Origin of the sequence: Panacagrimonas perspica (genome assembly GCF_004364935.1) — a bacterium.
Taxonomy (GTDB): Bacteria; Pseudomonadota; Gammaproteobacteria; order Nevskiales; family Nevskiaceae; genus Panacagrimonas; species Panacagrimonas perspica.
This window is the reverse complement of record NZ_SOBT01000012.1, coordinates 70,829-87,480: the sequence shown is the minus strand read 5'-3', so window position 1 is coordinate 87,480 and position 16,652 is coordinate 70,829. Positions and strand designations below refer to the sequence as shown.

13 protein-coding genes are annotated in these 16,652 nt (G+C 63.0%); 6 read left to right on the top strand and 7 right to left on the bottom strand.

The features are described from left to right. Window positions 1–8: 8 nt before the first annotated feature. The 5 genes from DFR24_RS22020 to DFR24_RS25045 all read right to left on the bottom strand — a co-directional run bounded on the left by DFR24_RS22020 (window position 9) and on the right by DFR24_RS25045 (window position 5,210). On the bottom strand, window positions 9–950 hold the full coding sequence (locus DFR24_RS22020) for an enoyl-CoA hydratase-related protein (RefSeq protein WP_133883621.1): 942 nt from the start codon (window positions 948–950) through the stop codon (window positions 9–11). A 2-nt stretch (window positions 951–952) separates the two neighbouring features. Continuing rightward, window positions 953–2,161 (bottom strand): acetyl-CoA C-acetyltransferase, encoded by a 1,209-nt coding sequence (locus DFR24_RS22015; protein ID WP_133883620.1) that lies wholly within the window; start codon window positions 2,159–2,161, stop codon window positions 953–955. Next, window positions 2,151–3,209, bottom strand: coding sequence for a TIGR03617 family F420-dependent LLM class oxidoreductase (locus DFR24_RS22010; RefSeq protein ID WP_133883619.1), 1,059 nt, complete (start codon window positions 3,207–3,209; stop codon window positions 2,151–2,153). The genes DFR24_RS22015 and DFR24_RS22010 overlap by 11 nt, the downstream gene beginning before the upstream one ends. 59 nt (window positions 3,210–3,268) lie before the next feature. Continuing rightward, window positions 3,269–4,801, bottom strand: a complete 1,533-nt coding sequence (locus DFR24_RS22005; RefSeq protein ID WP_246051757.1) for a 4-hydroxyphenylacetate 3-hydroxylase family protein — start codon at window positions 4,799–4,801, stop codon at window positions 3,269–3,271. 139 nt (window positions 4,802–4,940) lie between these two features. Next, window positions 4,941–5,210: a response regulator transcription factor gene (locus tag DFR24_RS25045; RefSeq protein WP_168710393.1), complete on the bottom strand. Its 270-nt coding sequence runs from the start codon at window positions 5,208–5,210 to the stop codon at window positions 4,941–4,943. Window positions 5,211–5,649: 439 nt separating this feature from the next. On the opposite strand from DFR24_RS25045, the gene DFR24_RS21995 reads away from it, so the two are divergent. Both DFR24_RS21995 and cofC read left to right on the top strand, forming a co-directional pair. After that, window positions 5,650–6,780, top strand: coding sequence for a CaiB/BaiF CoA transferase family protein (locus tag DFR24_RS21995; protein ID WP_133883617.1), 1,131 nt, complete (start codon window positions 5,650–5,652; stop codon window positions 6,778–6,780). A gap of 1 nt (window position 6,781) precedes the next feature. Beyond that, on the top strand, window positions 6,782–7,438 hold the full coding sequence (gene cofC / locus DFR24_RS21990) for a 2-phospho-L-lactate guanylyltransferase (protein ID WP_133883616.1): 657 nt from the start codon (window positions 6,782–6,784) through the stop codon (window positions 7,436–7,438). Here cofC and DFR24_RS21985 read toward each other — a convergent pair. Next, window positions 7,387–8,424, bottom strand: coding sequence for an AraC family transcriptional regulator (locus DFR24_RS21985; RefSeq protein ID WP_133883615.1), 1,038 nt, complete (start codon window positions 8,422–8,424; stop codon window positions 7,387–7,389). The genes cofC and DFR24_RS21985 overlap by 52 nt on opposite strands. A gap of 413 nt (window positions 8,425–8,837) precedes the next feature. On the opposite strand from DFR24_RS21985, the gene DFR24_RS21980 reads away from it, so the two are divergent. From DFR24_RS21980 to DFR24_RS21965, 4 genes are all read left to right on the top strand, one after another. Beyond that, the gene (locus tag DFR24_RS21980) at window positions 8,838–9,245 is read left to right on the top strand and encodes a GFA family protein (RefSeq protein WP_133883614.1); all 408 of its coding nucleotides are present in this window, start codon (window positions 8,838–8,840) and stop codon (window positions 9,243–9,245) included. A gap of 347 nt (window positions 9,246–9,592) precedes the next feature. Then, window positions 9,593–11,425, top strand: a complete 1,833-nt coding sequence (locus tag DFR24_RS25515; RefSeq protein ID WP_133883613.1) for a TnsD family Tn7-like transposition protein — start codon at window positions 9,593–9,595, stop codon at window positions 11,423–11,425. A gap of 916 nt (window positions 11,426–12,341) precedes the next feature. Next, window positions 12,342–14,285, top strand: a complete 1,944-nt coding sequence (locus DFR24_RS25510) for a DEAD/DEAH box helicase (RefSeq protein WP_407075131.1) — start codon at window positions 12,342–12,344, stop codon at window positions 14,283–14,285. Beyond that, window positions 14,285–15,700, top strand: coding sequence for a hypothetical protein (locus tag DFR24_RS21965; protein ID WP_133883611.1), 1,416 nt, complete (start codon window positions 14,285–14,287; stop codon window positions 15,698–15,700). Before DFR24_RS25510 ends, DFR24_RS21965 begins: the two co-directional genes overlap by 1 nt. A gap of 67 nt (window positions 15,701–15,767) precedes the next feature. Here the strand turns inward: DFR24_RS21965 and DFR24_RS21960 are convergent, their stop codons facing one another. Next, window positions 15,768–16,634, bottom strand: coding sequence for a restriction endonuclease (locus DFR24_RS21960; RefSeq protein WP_162851375.1), 867 nt, complete (start codon window positions 16,632–16,634; stop codon window positions 15,768–15,770). Window positions 16,635–16,652: the final 18 nt, after the last annotated feature.

The following is a 16,652-nucleotide window of genomic DNA, read 5'->3' as shown; positions in this document are numbered from 1 at the left end:
GGAGAGGTTCACGCGGCCACCTTCTGCGCGGCCGCCGGCTTCGACGACTTGCGATCGAGGAACGCCTGCATCTGGTTGCGCGCGTAGTCGGTGCGCAACAACTCGATCAGCACGCGCGTCTCGTAGCGTAGCGCCGCATCGAAGTCCATCGACAGGCTCTCGGCCGACAGCGCCATCGTGCGCTGCGCCGCGAACTCGGCTGGACTGCCAGCCAAGCGACGCGTCAGCTTGCCGGGCTCGAGCAGCAGGGCCCGTCGCTGTGCCGCGTCCAGCTTGTGCGCAGGCAGCGCGTTGTCGAGACGATCCCAGGGCTGACGCGCCTGCGGATGCGCCAGGATCCAGCTGCGCGACTTGGCAATCAGCTGCTCGGCGTCGTCCGCCACGTCGTCGATCAGCCCGGCCTCGAGCGCGGTCGAGACATCGGCCGCCAGCCCCTCGGTGAGGAACGGCACCGCCTTTTCGAATCCGAGCAGGCGCGTGAGTCGCACCACGCCACCGGCGCCGGCGAGGATGCCGAACTCGATCTCCGGCAGGCCGACCCGCAGTCGCATGTCTCGCAAGGCGATCCGGTGATGGCAGGCCAGGCACGTCTCGTACCCTCCGCCCAGCGCCGCACCGTTGATCGCGGCCACCAGAGGTCGACCCAGGCGCTCGAGGCGCCGCAGGTAGGACTTCAGGTTCTCGAAATACGCGTAGAGGCTGGCCTCCTGGCCTGCGCGCGACTGCACCATCCGCTTGAGATCGCCACCGGCGAGAAACACGGACTTCGCCGAGGTCAGGATCACGCCGGTGTAATCGCGCGCGGTTTCCAAATGGCCGAGCAACGACTCCATCGCGGCGATGAAGTGATCGTCCATGATGTTGACCTTGCCCGGGAGATCGAGCGCCGCCAGCACGATGCCGTCGTCGAACCGCGTCAGCTGCCAACCCTGCACTGCGTTGCTGCTCATGTTCAGACCCTCTCGATCAGAGTGGCGATGCCCATCCCACCGCCGGCGCACAAGGTCACGACCCCGCGACGGCGATCGCGGCGCTCGAGCTCGTCGAGGAGCATCGACACCAGCACGCCGCCGGTCGCACCCAGCGGGTGACCCATCGCGATGGCGCCGCCGTTCACGTTGACGCGGCCCTCGTCCAGACCCAGCTCCTTGATGTAGCGAAGCACCACCACTGCGAATGCCTCGTTGCACTCGAACAGGTCCACGTCGGCGATCGACAGTCCCGCCTGGGCAAGCAGCTTTCGGGTGGCCGGTGCAGGTCCGGTCAGCATGAGCGTCGGGTCGGTGCACACCACCGCAGTCGCCGCGATCCTTGCGCGCGGCCTTAGCCCCTGCTTCTCGCCAGCCGCACGCGAACCGATGAGCACCGCGCTGGCGCCATCGGCGATGCCCGACGAATTGCCGGCGGTGTGGACGTGTTCGACGCGGCGAACGGCGGGGAAGCGCGAAACCGCGATGTCATCGAAGCCCGCGGCGCCCATCTTTACGAACGAGGGCTCCAACTTCGCCAGCGCCTGGGACGTGCAGTTGGCGCGGACCAATTCGTCGCGTGCCAGGACAGGAAGGCCCACGCCGTCCTGGAACGGAATGAGCGACTTGAACGCACCGTCGTGGCCGGCTTTTGCGGCACGCTCGTGCGATCGTACGGCCCACTCGTCGAGCTGATGGCGCGAGTAGCCGTCGACGCTCGCGATCAGGTCGGCCGAGATGCCTTGCGGCACCGATCCGACCTTGAAGGCGGTTTCGGGATCTTCCTGCCACGGGCCGCCGTCGCTGCCCATGGCGACGCGCGACATGGACTCGACACCGCCGGCGACCATCAGCTCCGGAGCGCCGGCCATGACGCGCTGGGCGGCGATGTTGATCGCCTCAAGCCCCGAGGCGCAGAAGCGGTTGACCTGCAGACCGCACACGCTTTCGTCCCATCCTGCGAGCTGTGCCGCGGACTTCGGGATCACGCCGCCCTGCTCACCCAGCGGGGTGACCACGCCCATCACCACGTCGCTCACTGCGCCGGTGTCGAAACCGTTGCGTTGCTGCAGGCTTCGCAACAGGCTCGCCAGAATGGTGACGGGCTTGAACTCGTGGAGTGCGCCGTCGCGCCGGCCGCGACCCCGGGGGGTGCGGATGGCGTCGAAGATGTAGGCGTTTTCAGATGGCATGGATGCGCTTCACCAGGTCGCGCATGGTTTCCATGTCGCGCTCGTTGGCGATGGGGATGCTGAACTCGGCGTTGGTGGCGACCTTCCCGTAGCGGTTGATCAGCTTGGTGCCGATCTCGTCGAACGTGCCGACAGTCGCGTAGAGGTTGAGAACGTCGTCGTCGATGAAGTCCGGCATCTCTTCCCAGCGTTGCTCTTTCGAAAGGACCTTCAGGCGCTCTGCCAGGTCGCCCAGGCCGTGGTATTCGAAAGCGGGGGCATACGCTGGCGTGGACGCATAGAAGGCCACGCGGGCCCGCACGTCGCGAATCTTCTTCTGCAGTTCTTCTTGGGTGGCGGCGGTGGCGATCAGCGGCTTGATCGACACCTTGAAGCCGTCGAGGCTGCGGCCGGACTTCGCGGCCCCCTCTCGGACGGAAGGCAGCATCACCTTCTCGATGTACTCCGCGCTGCAGACCGGATGCGGCCGGATACCATCGGCTACCTCACCGGCCACTTGGCACAGCACGGTGTTGACCGCCGCGAGGTGGATCGGGATGTTCGGGTGCTCGATGGGGCCCGGGTTGAACAGCGGCACCATCAGGTTGATGTTGTAGTGCTCACCTTTGATGTCGAGCGGCACGTCGTTCTGCCACGTGTCCCAGATCGCGCGCACGGCCTTGATGTACTCGCGGATCCACGGACCCGCGGGCGACCAGGGCATGCCGTAGCGGCGCTCGATGTGGCCCTTGACCTGGGTGCCAAGGCCAAGCGTGAACCGGCCGCCCGACATCTTGGCGAGCGTCCACGCGCTCATCGCCGTCACCGTGGGGCTGCGGGGGAACGCGATCGCCACAGCGGTGCCCAGCCCCAGCGTGGTCGTCGCCTGCGCAGCCAGCGCCATCACGATGAACGGATCGACCTTGGTCTCCTCCACCATCAGCGCGTCGTAGCCCAGCTCTTCCACCAGCTTGGCATCGCGCGCGACGTGGGCGATCTCCAAGGCCTTCTCCGGCTGTCGCAGGCCCGGATCCACTTTGCCCAGGGGAAGAAGGGTTTCGAGTTTCATCGTGATGTTTCCTTGAACAGGTTCTTTTGTTGAATGCGTGTGAACGGGTCTTCGCCGGACTACTTGGGAACGACCGCGATCGGAATGTCGGCGAGCTTCTTGGCGTAGTTCTTCTTGCGCTCGACATCCATCCCGCGAAGAATCTGGATGCGCTGCGCCTGCGGCGAGCCGGCGCCGTGCATGGATTCGGTGAGGTAGCCCACCGCGTTGCGACCGAGCGTCATGTTTTCGATCAGGCGCAGCATGCGAACACGGCTTTCCAGAGGAATCTCTTCCTTGCCCTTGAAGTACTTCGCGAGCATCGGGCCCGCGACGTCGTGCTCGAAATCGCTCTGCGAGGGCAGCGTCACCATAAGCCCGCCCGCCAGGTCCTGCGCCAGGCGAGAGATCTCGTAGGGGAAGCGCGTGACGTTGTGCTTGCACACGTTCGCCAGCATCGCGTCGTTCATGAAGATGCCCGAGGCCAGCTTCTTGGATTCGTGCGAGGAGGCGATGCCCGACGAGAAGATCGTCTCGTTGAGATGCGTCATCTCGACGAGCTTGTCCTTGATGTGCGACGCGCCATCGGCGCCGTTGTACTCGGCGATCGCCGCCGCAGCGCCGACCATCACGTCGCCAAGGCCGGTCTTGCAGACGTAGCTGGCGCGGTGATACGCCGTGAACCGCGTCACCAGCTCCTGTGCGAACTCGTACTCGCCGTCCATGAAGACGTGTTCCCAGGGGATGAACACGTCGTCGAACACGACCAGGGTCTCCTGGCCGCCGAACTTCGCATTGCCCTGATCGATGCTGCCCTTCTCGAGCGCCCGCGTGTCGCAGGACTGCCGTCCGTAGATGAAGGTCATGCCCGCGGCGTCGGCGGGCACCACGCCGATCACGGCGAACTCCTTGTCCTTCTCGCCGAGATTCATCGTCGGCATCACGCAGATCCAGTGCGAGTTCAGGCCACCAGTCATGTGCGCCTTGGCACCGCGAACGTACAGGCCCTCCTTCGTGCGACGCGTGACGTGCATGAACATGTCCGGGTCGGCCTGCTCGTGCGGACGCTTGCTTCGATCGCCCTTGGGGTCGGTCATGCCGGCGCCGACGATGATGTTGTTGCGCTGCGCGTTCTTCAGCCACTCCAGGTAGCGCGTGTGGTACGCGGTGCCATGCTTGGCATCGATGTCGTACGTGATCGAATGCAGGACGCTGATCGTGTCCAACCCCGCACAGCGCTGAAAGCACGTGCCGGTGATCTGGCCCATGCGGCGCTGCATCTTGTTCTTCATCACCAGGTCGTTCGGCGACGTGACGATGTGCAGGAAGCGGTTCACCTGCGCATCGATCAGCGGCGACCAGGCGGTCGCCAGTTCGGGGTCTTCCGTCGCCAGCTCGTAGGTGGCCTTCAGCGCATTCATTGAAGGACGGACGATGGGATGATCGACCGGATTCGCGACGCTCTCGCCAAACAGGTAGCAGGTGATCTGCCGACCGCGAAGACTCTCGAGATATTCGTCGCCGGTGGTGATCGGCTTGAAGCGCGACCAACGGGCCTGGGCCGTCTCTTCGCGCTCGATCTTGCTGCGGTTGATGTCGACCATCTGGTTCATCTGCCTTGCTCCTGTGCCGGGACGTCGGGGCTGGGTGCCTGTTCCGAGTTCAGACTCTAGGAGCGCAGAAGGCCGCGACCTAGGACCAAAAATGACCTTCGAGTGCACCGTTTTGCTACAGGCGACTCGTCGTTCTGCATCAGGGCTCCGCGCTCCAGTTCTCCTCGGCGGAACGTGAGTTCTTCGGGAGCCAGTCGGGCCTCACTAGTCCCAGGTGAATGGCGATGCCGACCGCCTGCGTCCGCCGCTGGACGCCCAACTTTCCGAAGATCTGCAGGACGTGGTACTTCACGGTCGCGATTCCGATCTGCAGCTGGCGGGCGATGTCCTTGTTGGAGTGACCATCGCAGATGGCGCAAAGCACCTGGAGCTCTCGCGGGCTGAGGGGCTCGGCCAACAGGACCGGCATCGTCGTCGGGGGCGGGCAGGAATCCCCGCCGCAATGGCCGGTGTCGGGCCTCTCACATCGGACCGTCCCCTCCCAGCGGCGCAAGGGACGCAGGCATGCGCTGGCCAAGTCCACGATCGGACGACCAGTGGGCCAATCCGCTGTTCGATTGGAACGCAGCGTGCCGTTGGAACGAACACCCCAACCTGGCTCGAGACCCTCTTCGATCATCTCGTGGCGCGGTGGGTCGATGGGATCCAACGACTCTAGAAGTGACCCCGTTCATGACCCAGGACCAAAAGAGACGTTCGAGTGCACCGTTCCGATACCCGCGAAGGACGTCCCCGTCGCGGGCGACGAATTCGGTGACATCCCGCGCACGTTTTGGTCCTTTCGCCGTGGGCGCCAGAGAGGCTTTACTGCAAACGAGCGCGATTCCGCCTCGCAGGAGTTCCGGCTTATGGGCGCGTTGAGCGGGTTGACCGTGGTGGAACTCGCGGGGCTGGGCCCTGCACCCTTCGCCGCGATGATGCTGGCCGACCACGGCGCCAGGGTGATCCGCGTCGACCGTCCCGACGGCGCCGATGGTTCCGGCAATGTCTTGTGCCGGAACCGCTCTTCTCTGGCGCTGGACCTGAAACACGAGGCGGGACGAGCTGCTGTGCTGAAGCTGATTGCGACGGCCGACGTGCTCATCGAGCCGTTTCGCCCTGGCGTGATGGAACGCCTGGGACTGGGACCCCGGGAGTGCCTGGCGCTGAACCCGCGGCTGGTCTACGGACGCATGACCGGATGGGGCCAGGAGGGCCCGCTGGCGCATGCCGCCGGCCACGACATCAACTACGTCTCCCTCGTGGGTGTGACCGACGCCGTCGGACGACCCGGCGAGCGTCCGCTGCCGCCACTGAACCTGGTGGGCGACTACGGTGGCGGCGGGATGATGCTCGCCTTCGGCGTCATGGCGGCCGTATGGAGCGCACAGCGGACGGGCGTGGGACAGGTCATCGATGCCGCGATGGTCGACGGCGCCTCGATCCTGATGGCCGAGTACTGGGGATTCCTGGGCCGCGGAGAGTTCGAAGGTCCCCGGGGCACGCACGTGCTGGATGGTGGGGCCCCGTTCTACCGCGTATACGAGACCCGCGATGGCTTGTTCGTGTCGATCGGACCGCTCGAGCGCAAGTTCTACGACGACCTGCTGACCATGATCGGCTTGGATCCCGCGGCGTGGGCCGATCAGAACAACCAAGAGATCTGGCCCAAGCTGCAGCGGGAGCTGGAGAAGGTCTTCCGCACGCGCACCCGCGACGAATGGACGCGCCTGCTCGAAGGCACCGACGTCTGCTTTGCGCCCGTGCTGTCGATGGCGGAGGCCCAGCGGCATCCGCATGTGGCCGCCCGCGGCACCCTGTGCGATGTCTCAGGAATGACACAGCCCTCACCGGCGCCGCGATTCGACCGGACGCCGCCATCGAGCCCTCGGGCGGGCTCCAAGGCGGGTCAGCACACGACGCAGATCCTGGCGACGCTCGGGTACGCTGCGCCGGAAATCGAGTCGCTCATCGCCGCTGGAGCGGCGCGCCAGGCGTGAGATGCACGCGCTGATCCCGGTCAAGCGTTTCGCTCGGGCCAAGACGCGCCTCGCGCCTCACCTGTCGGCTGCGTCACGCGCACGCATCGCCCGACTCATGGCCGAACACGTGCTCTCCGAACTCGCATGGATACAGGACCTGCGGGTGACCGTGGTCTCAAGCGAACCGGCGAGCGACGAGTTGTGCCAGCGCTACGGCTGCGAGCGGCTGCCGGACGACGATCTCGGGGTCGGACTCAACCAGGTCCTGACGTCAGCTCTGCACCACTTGCAGGACGCCGGTGCGACGCGAGTCCTGGTGCTGCACGCGGATCTTCCGCGGCTGAAGCGCTCGGATGTCGAGCAACTCGCAAGACGCTACGCCGGGCACTCGAGTACCGATCCCGTGGTTCTGGTCCCGGATCGGCACGACCAGGGAACGAACGCGATGATCTGCTCGCTACCTCTGGGTTTCGAGCTGCAGTACGGTCCGGGCAGCTTCCAGCGTCACCAGCAGGTTGCACGCGCTTGCGGTCTGCGGGTGGAGGTGCGACGCATCGAAAGTCTTTCGTGGGATCTCGACGTGATCGGGGATCTCGCCGATCTGCCGCCACCGCCGGCGATGGCTCAGGACAGCCGGCCCCCGCTTGTCGCGGACCGGAAGTACTTCTGCCGGTAGTGAAGCGGGCTGTACCCCGTCCACTGCCGGAATGCGCGCGTGAAGGAACGCGTTTCCGCATACCCCACCGCCAGGGCGATCTCCTCAATGCGGGCATTGCCCTTGAGCACTTTCTGGATCGCGATGTCGCGCCGGATGTTCTCCTTGATCTCGCCGTAGCTGGTGCCCTCGCGCTGCAGCTTGCGGCGCAAGGTCTGCGGCGTCATGTTGAACCGACGGGCGAGGTCCTCGATGCTGGGGAACTCCCCGATCTTGCCCTGCGTCGGGAGCAGCGCGGCCCGCACGCGGCGCGCAAGCCCCAGGTCGCTGGCGGGCATCGTCAAGAACATCAGCGGGGCTTCGCGGAGCATGGCCTTGAGCTCTGCGCGATTGCGAACGACCGGCAGACGCAGATGCTTCTCGTCGAACGCAAAGCAACTCTTAGGCTGATCGAAGCGCTGCTCGCACGGAAACATGTACTTGAACTCCTCGAGGTACTCGACGGGTTCGCTGAAGGTGAACGAGGCCCACTGCAGCGGCAGCGGCCCGCCGGTGATCCAGCCGGCCAATCGATGCCAGATCACCATCCAGAACTCGAGAAAATAGTGGGCTGGGTCGAGGTCCGGTCGCGAGAAGCTCACCTCGAAGATGGCCTGGCCCTCGTTGAGCGTGAAATGCAGGTGGGTGTCGGTTCGGCACAGATTGTAGAAGCGAGCACCGGCCTTCAGCACCTGTTCCAGCGATTCGCAAGGCACGAGGAAGCGCGTCATGAGCCCGAACAGGCCGACCTTGGCGCGATGCTCGGTGAACCCCATGAACTCGTCGTCCATGGAATACCAAACCTGCTGCACCAGCCGCGCCATGGCACGGACGTCGCCCCGGGCGTTGAAGTCGTCCAGCAGCGAGGGACTCACGCCCGCTGTCGTCAGGAGGCGACCCGTGTCCTGTCCTTTGCGCGCCGCGCCCTGGATGCATTCGCGGAAGTAGTACGAAGAGATTGTCGCCATGGACGGTTCCCTCTCAGAGGCTCGGGGCGCCAGAGGCCCGCTTTTCACTCATGATCGTCGGCGGCCACGGCACCGGACGCGGTAAAGGTCCGCGACCAGCGGGGCTGGACACGGTGAATCGGACACCTACGCCAGTCCGCATCGGATTCTCCTGTCGGTAGCGCTGGCCGGTGCACGGTCGCGCCCTCTTTATATCGAACGTCGTACAGCGCCGAGCAGCCCAAGATTCACGGTCGGCTCCACCGCTCACCCACGTCGGCAAACTGCTGCGCCGAGAATGCTACGGCCGGTCACGTTGCGTGGGCAGCACCGCAAGCGTCAATTTTGTGCACTCCGGAAGATCGGAATGGTCCTTGTTGCTGGCCACCCGCAGTGCGAGCCTGCGAGCGAATCCTCAATTCCGGAGATTTACAATGAGCCAGTCTGGACGCTGCTACTGCGGCGCGGTGCATTACACCTTCGATGCCGCCCCGGTCCTCAACCTGCAGTGCCATTGCCGAGAGTGCCAGTACATCTCCGGCGGCAACCCGAACGTGGTGCTGGCCGTGCCCGAGGCCGCCTTCCGCTACACCAGCGGCACGCCGCAGGCTTTCCGCCGCAGCGACCTGGAGAAGCCGGCGACGCGCGAGTTCTGCGCCACGTGCGGCACGCATTTGGTGACGAGGTCGCCGGGGGCGCCGGGCTTGGTGATCGTCAAACGCGGCACCATGGACGACCCATCCGCGTTCGGAAACCCGCAGGTCGCGATCTTCACCAAGGACAGTCAGCCCTGGCACCAGATTGCGGATGGGGTGCGCGCTTTCGACGGCCGTCCGGGATGAGCGCAAAGCGCCTTGAGCGGCCGGGCCGCTGACCGCGGGCGTCCGCTCTTACGACGCGTCGCAAACTGTCCAAGCGAGCGGATGCGCAGGTCCCTCCCGGTTGAGCGCGTGATCGAGGTCCCTCGATCTGTCCTGGCCGCCCTCGACACAAGCGCGGTTGTCGCCCGGCTCTGAAGCGAGCAGAGCTGGCGGCCCTTCCTCGGCAGCCCGCAGTCGCGTGCACGCCTCTGACTCCTTGCCTGGCATGACGTCAGCGCCGCTTCCGCTACTCGCCTACCAGTACCTTCGCCATCGTCGATGTGGACACATCGGCAACCTGTGCTGCTCGCTTTGCCCTTCCTATTGCCATGAGAAACGACGAATGCGCACGTCCTCGCCGCCGAGCTGACGGCGTCGGTGAACTCGAAGATTTTCCCGATCTCATACTTGGCGAGACGATTTACTCAGGCATCGTTCGCCATCACCGCCTTTCGGCGAATCCGAATCGACGGACCACGATCGCCGAGATCTTCGGCCCATCGATGCGCCGCAACCCAATTCAGGGTAGCCCGAGTGGCATCGTGGCCATGTCGCGCGCCCTTCCGATCGGCCACCCAGGTCGCGCTCTAAAGCGTCTGGTGCGAGATCACACCAGTTTCGGATTCCACACTCGCTACTACTCAGATGCAGAACGCAACAGGGCGCTGGGCATCTACTTAGAGACTGGTGCGCGGGGCCTCCGAGCGACGGTTGGTGCTGCGTTGATCCCCGCCAGCGAAGATGCCGCTTTCCCAGCATATTGCCCCGATTGCCTCGAACAGGATCGCGGCAAGCTTGGGACTGGTATCTGGAGACTTCCGCATCAGCTACCGCTGGTGAAGCGGTGCCATGAACACGGAACGCGCCTGTTAATCGGATGCGGGAAGTGCGGACCACTTGTTTCTGACGGGTTCGTGCTCGCCCTTCCGGGTGACGCTTGTCCATGCGGAAATCCCAGTCCACTGGAAGTCGAAGGATCGGGGAACGAGGATTTCGACAAGTGGTTCGCGGTCGCCTCCTTTAACGCGCTCCGGTTAGGGAGCCGCGGCGCTGGCCAAGACAACGCCTTCGAGTTGCGCGACGCGGTCATAGCGGCGGGATTTGTCAGGCGCTCGAGCGTCGATTTCGCGTCGTTGATCGATGCCATGCGAACCCATGTTGAGCCCAATGTCGTCGTGAAATTAGGCGGGCCGAATATTTCACGTTGGCTGCGCGCGATGTTGTCGTCAAAAGCGAAGCAGCCCAGTACTGCTCGGGTGCTCTGCCTGTTGTACACCCTCGAAGCAAGCCGATGCACGGTTGCACGACAACCTCCCCCGACCGCTGCGTCGAAGCATCCGATGACATCGGTAATCTGCAACCTCTACGACGAGCACCGATCGATACGAGGGGTAGCGACATCGTTGAAGCTGCCGTGGGCACAGGTCCACGACGTCCTGATCCAGCAGGGCGTAGAGGTCAAGAAACATGCGGCCCCAAAAAATGCCGTGCTACGTCATGAGGCCATCCGGAAAGCCTTGCTGGAAGGTGCCGCGCCGAACGCGGTGGCACGCCGGCTCGGCATCTCTGTGACAACCGTCCGAAATGCCATGCGGACGGTTCCTGCCCTCGTCGCGAAGGTCCGGGACATGAGTCTGGGCGAGAAGCGCTTGAGGTATCGCGAGGCGTTGACGGCTGCGCTTCGTAATCATGAGACCAAGGCGGAGGCGCTAAGGCATGTGAGATTCGCATCGGCGTGGCTGGCTCGACATGACCGCTGCTGGCGCGACGACCTGCTATCTAAAGTGGCCCGTCCGGTTACGCGTCGCTCGACCTCACGGCGACGGCCACCGCCAAGGTCTGACCGGGCAGCAATCGACGCGGAGTGGGCGCGATTGATCCGGCGTGAGGCTTCATCCGCTGTTGAAGAGACGCCGCCAGTATTCGTTAGCCAGTCTCACCTCATCGGGCGACTGGGGATCCATAGCCGGACTGCCGAAGTTCACTTTTGCGGGGCTGTCGCCTATCGGTCCATTCGTCGCCTACGAACACGAAGAGGGCGAACTTCTCAGCGAAGTCACAGACCTGACGGCCTCGCAGGCCGTGTCAGTCGCCATCAAGATCGTCACGACCGTCGTCGCTCTTCACGATCTCGAATGCGAGCATGGCGACCTCGCAGCTAAGAACATTCTGTACAGGCGCGCGCCCGGAGACATTTGCATCCTGGATGCGTTCGACATCTCGCCGGTGGGTGACGGGCGTGTCCGCACGCCGGTGGCGTGCCCCGCGAACTGGGAAACCCTCAACCAGCTGAGCCTGGATCGGTACGCGACGGTGAAGGTCGTTCGAGACCTCCTCGGTCCATTTGGGAATGGTGTTGCAGCATGCTTGGCGGTGCTCGACGAGGAACTTAGCCGCCCGCAGATCGAAACACTAGAAGTGGCTCTATTTGCACTTCAGGCGACCGGAAAGGCGCTGAGTGAACCCCCGAAGCCATCGTTCGCGATCGCAACGCGATATCCCGACAAGTTCGCGATCGACCCCGATGGCGACGGGTACTGGCTGACGAGCCGTCGGGGAAGAACCGATGATCAGGCGACCGAGTACGCCCTGACAGGCGTCCGGCATCAGTTGGTACTCACCGTCAAGGACGACGTCCTGATTGACGTCTCGCGGTCTGCGATTGCCTTTGGCGAGCTGACCCATGCGTCGAGCAGCGGCACAAAATTGCGGCTGACGATCGTCGGGGCCAGCGACGGGTCCAACGATGCGGAGCTGCTGCTGTCGTACGTGCGAAAGCATGTGCCCGTCGCGGCGCCCGTGCCGAAGGCAACCCCGCGCAAGGCGGAGGTTCGGCTCGACGTGCCTCGGCACTGGAGGAAACTGCTTGAGCTGGAGGAAAGCGATCGGATCGAGGTCGAGATCGTGCAGGAGGTCGCGTTCCGAGGCGGATTAGGTGTCTATACGTTCAGAAGCCAGGGAGGCAACTTCGACTTTGATCCCGACAGCCTAATCCAGGCCTACTCGGGGTTGAGATCCAAGGTCGGCGACATCGACCTTGAAGTTTCGGATCTGACGAGCACGCTTGCGATTAGGGGCATGACCCGACGCCTGTATCCAGGCGACGTCATCGGACTGGTCGATCGGCGCGAACAGACCTCTATCGACCGCAGAAGCCGCGCTGTCAGCAAGATTTTGAACGGCGGGGCCGCTGTCCCTAATCTGATCGGTTATTTTTCCGCCGAGCAGCAGCCCGTCGCGATCGACTTCGGGACGACGATCGAAGCCCCCTCGTTGGAGCGATACGGACTGAACCGCGGTCAGTCGGCCGCGTTCGAGAAACTTCTGCGGCATGGGCCAGTGGGCTTGTTGCAGGGCCCACCTGGCACGGGAAAGACGCACTTCATAGCGTCCTTGGTGCACTGGCTCCTGACCGAGGGCGGTGCGCGACGGATCCTGATCGCGAGCCAATCTCATGAGGCGGTCAACAATGCCATCGAAGCTCTCGTCAACCTCTACAAGAACTTCGGTGGGAAGCCGAACCTGCTGCGAATAGGGTCGAAAGGGATCTCGGAGAAGATCAAACCGTACCATTCAGCCGAGTTGAGGGCCCGCTACAAGACCAGATTCGAGTCCGCTCTCAAGGCGCGGGTGTCGATCCTGACCTCGGACAAGGGTGTCAGCAAACGGCTCGTAGCCGATGTCTGCAAGCTAGATGATGAGATGGGCGAAGCCGCGCGCCTTTGCCTGAGGCTTCGACGCCTGCTCGAGGAAGCGCCGCCCACGGCCGCCGAACGAGATCGGCAAGCGGGCGAGATGCGGCGCGCTGAAGCGGCGGTGAAGGAAGCTGCAGAGAGGATCGCCGGTCTAAAGGTCGCTTGCGATGATCCCATAGCGGATGTCGAGCGAGCGTTCGCTGCGCTGCTACTTAGGCATAAGGGATCCTCGGAGGCGGACCTCGTTTATGCGCGCAATGCGCTGGCACTCGCCCGTGAGTGGGGCCAGTCGATGGGCTCTGTTCATCGAAACTTCGATGAGTTTCTGGCCAAGACGCGAAGCATCGTCACCGCGACCTGCGTAGGAGTGGGTGAAACCAAGATTCGAATCGAGGCTGCGCAGTTCGATTGGGTGATTGTTGACGAAGCGGCACGGTGCACATCGAGTGAGTTGGCCGTGCCGATTCAGCTCGCGCGGCGGGTGCTTTTGGTTGGCGATCACTTCCAGCTGAAGCCGATGATTGAGCGCTCACTGGTAGATAGGCTGGAGGAAGAATTTCCGGGTCACGCGCGAAGCGAACTGACTCGCAGCGACTTCGAGCGCGCATTCGATTCCGCTTACGGCGAGAAGATCGGCGAGCGATTAACCGAGCAGTACCGGATGAACGATGCGATCTGTTCTCTGGTATCGGAGTGTTTCTACGAACCACACCAGGTCCGGCTCACGACGTCGCCCGATCGAAAATCGAAGCTGGCGTTTCCAGGAACGCTTCCCCCTGTTCTTTCCAAGCCCATCTGTTGGGTCGACACAGCAGTTCTGAGCAACGCTAAAGAGCGACAGCTGCCTAACAGCACGACGTTCCACAACGAGGGCGAGGTGGAAGCTGTCATTCGATGCCTGGACGTGATTGCGCAGCAAGAGGAATTGGTCACCCAATTGCTGAAGGGCGACGAGGAAACCCCCATCGGTGTCATCTGCATGTACTCCGGGCAGAAGCAGCGCATCGAGGTGGCGTGCGCGGGACATGCGTTCAATCCAAGGTTCCGCAAGCTGGTCCGTGTCGACACGGTGGATGCATATCAGGGCAAGGAGAACTCGATCGTGATTGTGTCGCTGGTCCGAACCAACGGCCGGTTCGATCCAGGTCACATCAGGGAACCCAATCGCTGCAACGTCGCGATGTCCCGTGCGAGAGAGCGCTTGATCGTCATCGGCTCAGCGCCGATGTGGTCGGATCGCCGACAGGTCAGCCCCATGCGTCAGGTGCACGCATTTTCTCAACGTAACGCCGTGGCCGCGCATGTCGTGAAAGCGGAGACGATCTGATGAACGCTCCGCACGAAGAGCTGACCGTTCGGCCGATCGGCTTCAAGCTTCCCTGCCGACAGTTTCTGATTTCGACTTTGGTCACGCGCGACCGTCGCCTCCCTTTGGTGGATGAGTTCGTTCTGAGAATCCTACGGCTCAACGAGCGACTACCAGCAGAAAAACTACGAGCGTTCCTCGGATTCAGTGAATTCGAGCTCGGCGTTGTGCTGTCCGACTTGCAGAGCCGGGGCTTGGTCAACGTCACTGCAGATGTCGTGGAGCTTCATCCCGCCGCGATGGAGATGTTTCGCATCTCGGGTGTTGGCCCGCCCCAGATCATGGAGGTTGAAGAGTGGGTCAATCGGATCTGGTTCGATCTCATCAGCAACAAGATGATCCCGCCTTCGAATGTCAGGAACATCCGAAACCTGATCGAGCTTCGTCCAGTCGATACGGGACTGACGATGACGTCGGATTTTGCGCGAAATGCCCTGCAGACGAACTTCCGCGAGTACCTGAAGAGCGTCAGAAAAATTAATAACCCGGATCACCTATCGCTTTACGCAATCACCTCCGTCGAGGCGTATCAGTTCAGCTACGTTCAGCTCCTGGGCCGACAAGTATTGAAGTTGTCGGGCAGCCCGACACTGGAGGTCGTCACCGATCTCACGGACAGTGAGAAGCCTGCGCGGCTCACGCATCTCACGGATGCGGTAACGCGAGCATTGGCGACTAATGCCGACGCAGAGCCAACGTTGGCGTCCAAGACCGAGTACGCCCGCATGACGGGGACCTCGTCGATTCACAAATCTGAGTCGGGCGGCTACGTGAACATTAGCAAATGGCGGGATATGGAGAGGGTCGAGAACGGCTCCCCTGCTAAGGCATTCGTCGGCGTCTCGTATCTAGAAGATAACCGGAAGATGTTTGTGCAGCTTCTGACGCAGGCGATAGAAAGCAGGCAGGCCCCGGACGATGGCAAAGCTGAGCTCATCTGGTTCAGGCCCGGAGGTGGTCTTTGGGGCACTTCGGAGGAGCTTCGCCATTTCATCTCTGACGTGCGGAATGCCCTCCGGGGTCGCTGGACCGGGGTAACGCTCGAAACAACGCTCGTCATGACCAGAGATCGCGACCAACGAAAGAGGTTCGGCACGATGTTCGATCGCGGGATCCTGGTCCCGTTGAGCGGTCGGCACGGAGCCCTCGAGGTTTTGTTGGTTCGAGGTTTCTGTGCGTTGGTTTCTGTTCTCGTGCCGGTGTCAGCAACCGCAGGAGTCTGGCTTGGGCGGATTACGACGGTGATCACAGATCTGGAGAGAATCGAGGAGCGTAGCGAATGTTCTTCGCTCCGAGACCAGGCTCTCCAGTGGCCGGTCGAGCTTGCAGGGGCTGGAAAGGCTGACGGCGCCGGGTCGGATGGGCGGGCTTCCTAGCCTCGCGCTCGCGGTACTCGATGAGGATCGAGTCTCGATGTTTGAATGAGCGGCTTTCGAAGCTTCCCTAATTGAAAAGCTCGGCGATCGCGATATACGGCGAACCGGTCTCTGCCGCTCGCCGGATTTTCCTTTCCAAAGCCTCATGCAGTGGGATTTCGCGCTCGAGAATCGTCCACATGTCGAGTCCGTCCATGCAGATGATTTTCTTGCCGCGTCCAAACGCTTGGAGACCCTCCGCCGTGAATCCGCTATGGCTGACGAACAAGCCTCGACTCCACGCAGCCTTTTGCTCCACCTTGCCGTGAAATGTGTGCAGCTGCTCCACCCCAATCCGCTCGTTATGCCACTTCGCTTCAAGCAGATACGTCTCGTTATCCAGATCGAAGCTCCCATCAATCTGCTCCCCGACAAGACGGAACGCGGCGCGCGGCTTCAAACCGTGCGCGTCGAACAGGTCTTTGAGGAAGCCCTCGAATGCCGTGCCGCGCGGATGCGGCGGTATGTGAGCCAGCGCAATCAATTTATCGCGGAGCGTCGCGAGCCGCGTTCGATCGGGTCCCGCTTTCGGCGGCGGCGAGACCACGACGGTCGCGGGTTTACCCAGGAGGCGTCCGATCAGTTCGAGATATCGCCCCTCGGCGTTGACTACTTTTTCTTCTACGGCGTTCTGGGCGCGAATCGCCTGTCGATACTCCCAGAGCGCGCGCAGCACGCGAACGGCTTCCTGCGCGTCCACCGTCTGGAGAAAGCAACGGAGGCGCTTTGCCTTGGAGGTTCCGTCCTTCCGATAGATCGGGTCATCGATGTCGATGTTCAGCTCGGAGGCAAAGAAGCTGCTCATCGTCCGATCTGAAAAATTCAGGACGTAGCCGCCGCCCATCTCGAACAGCTCGTCCAGCAGCATCATGTCTAGCATCTTGATGCGCGGCATCGGTCGTGGTCCTGGTTT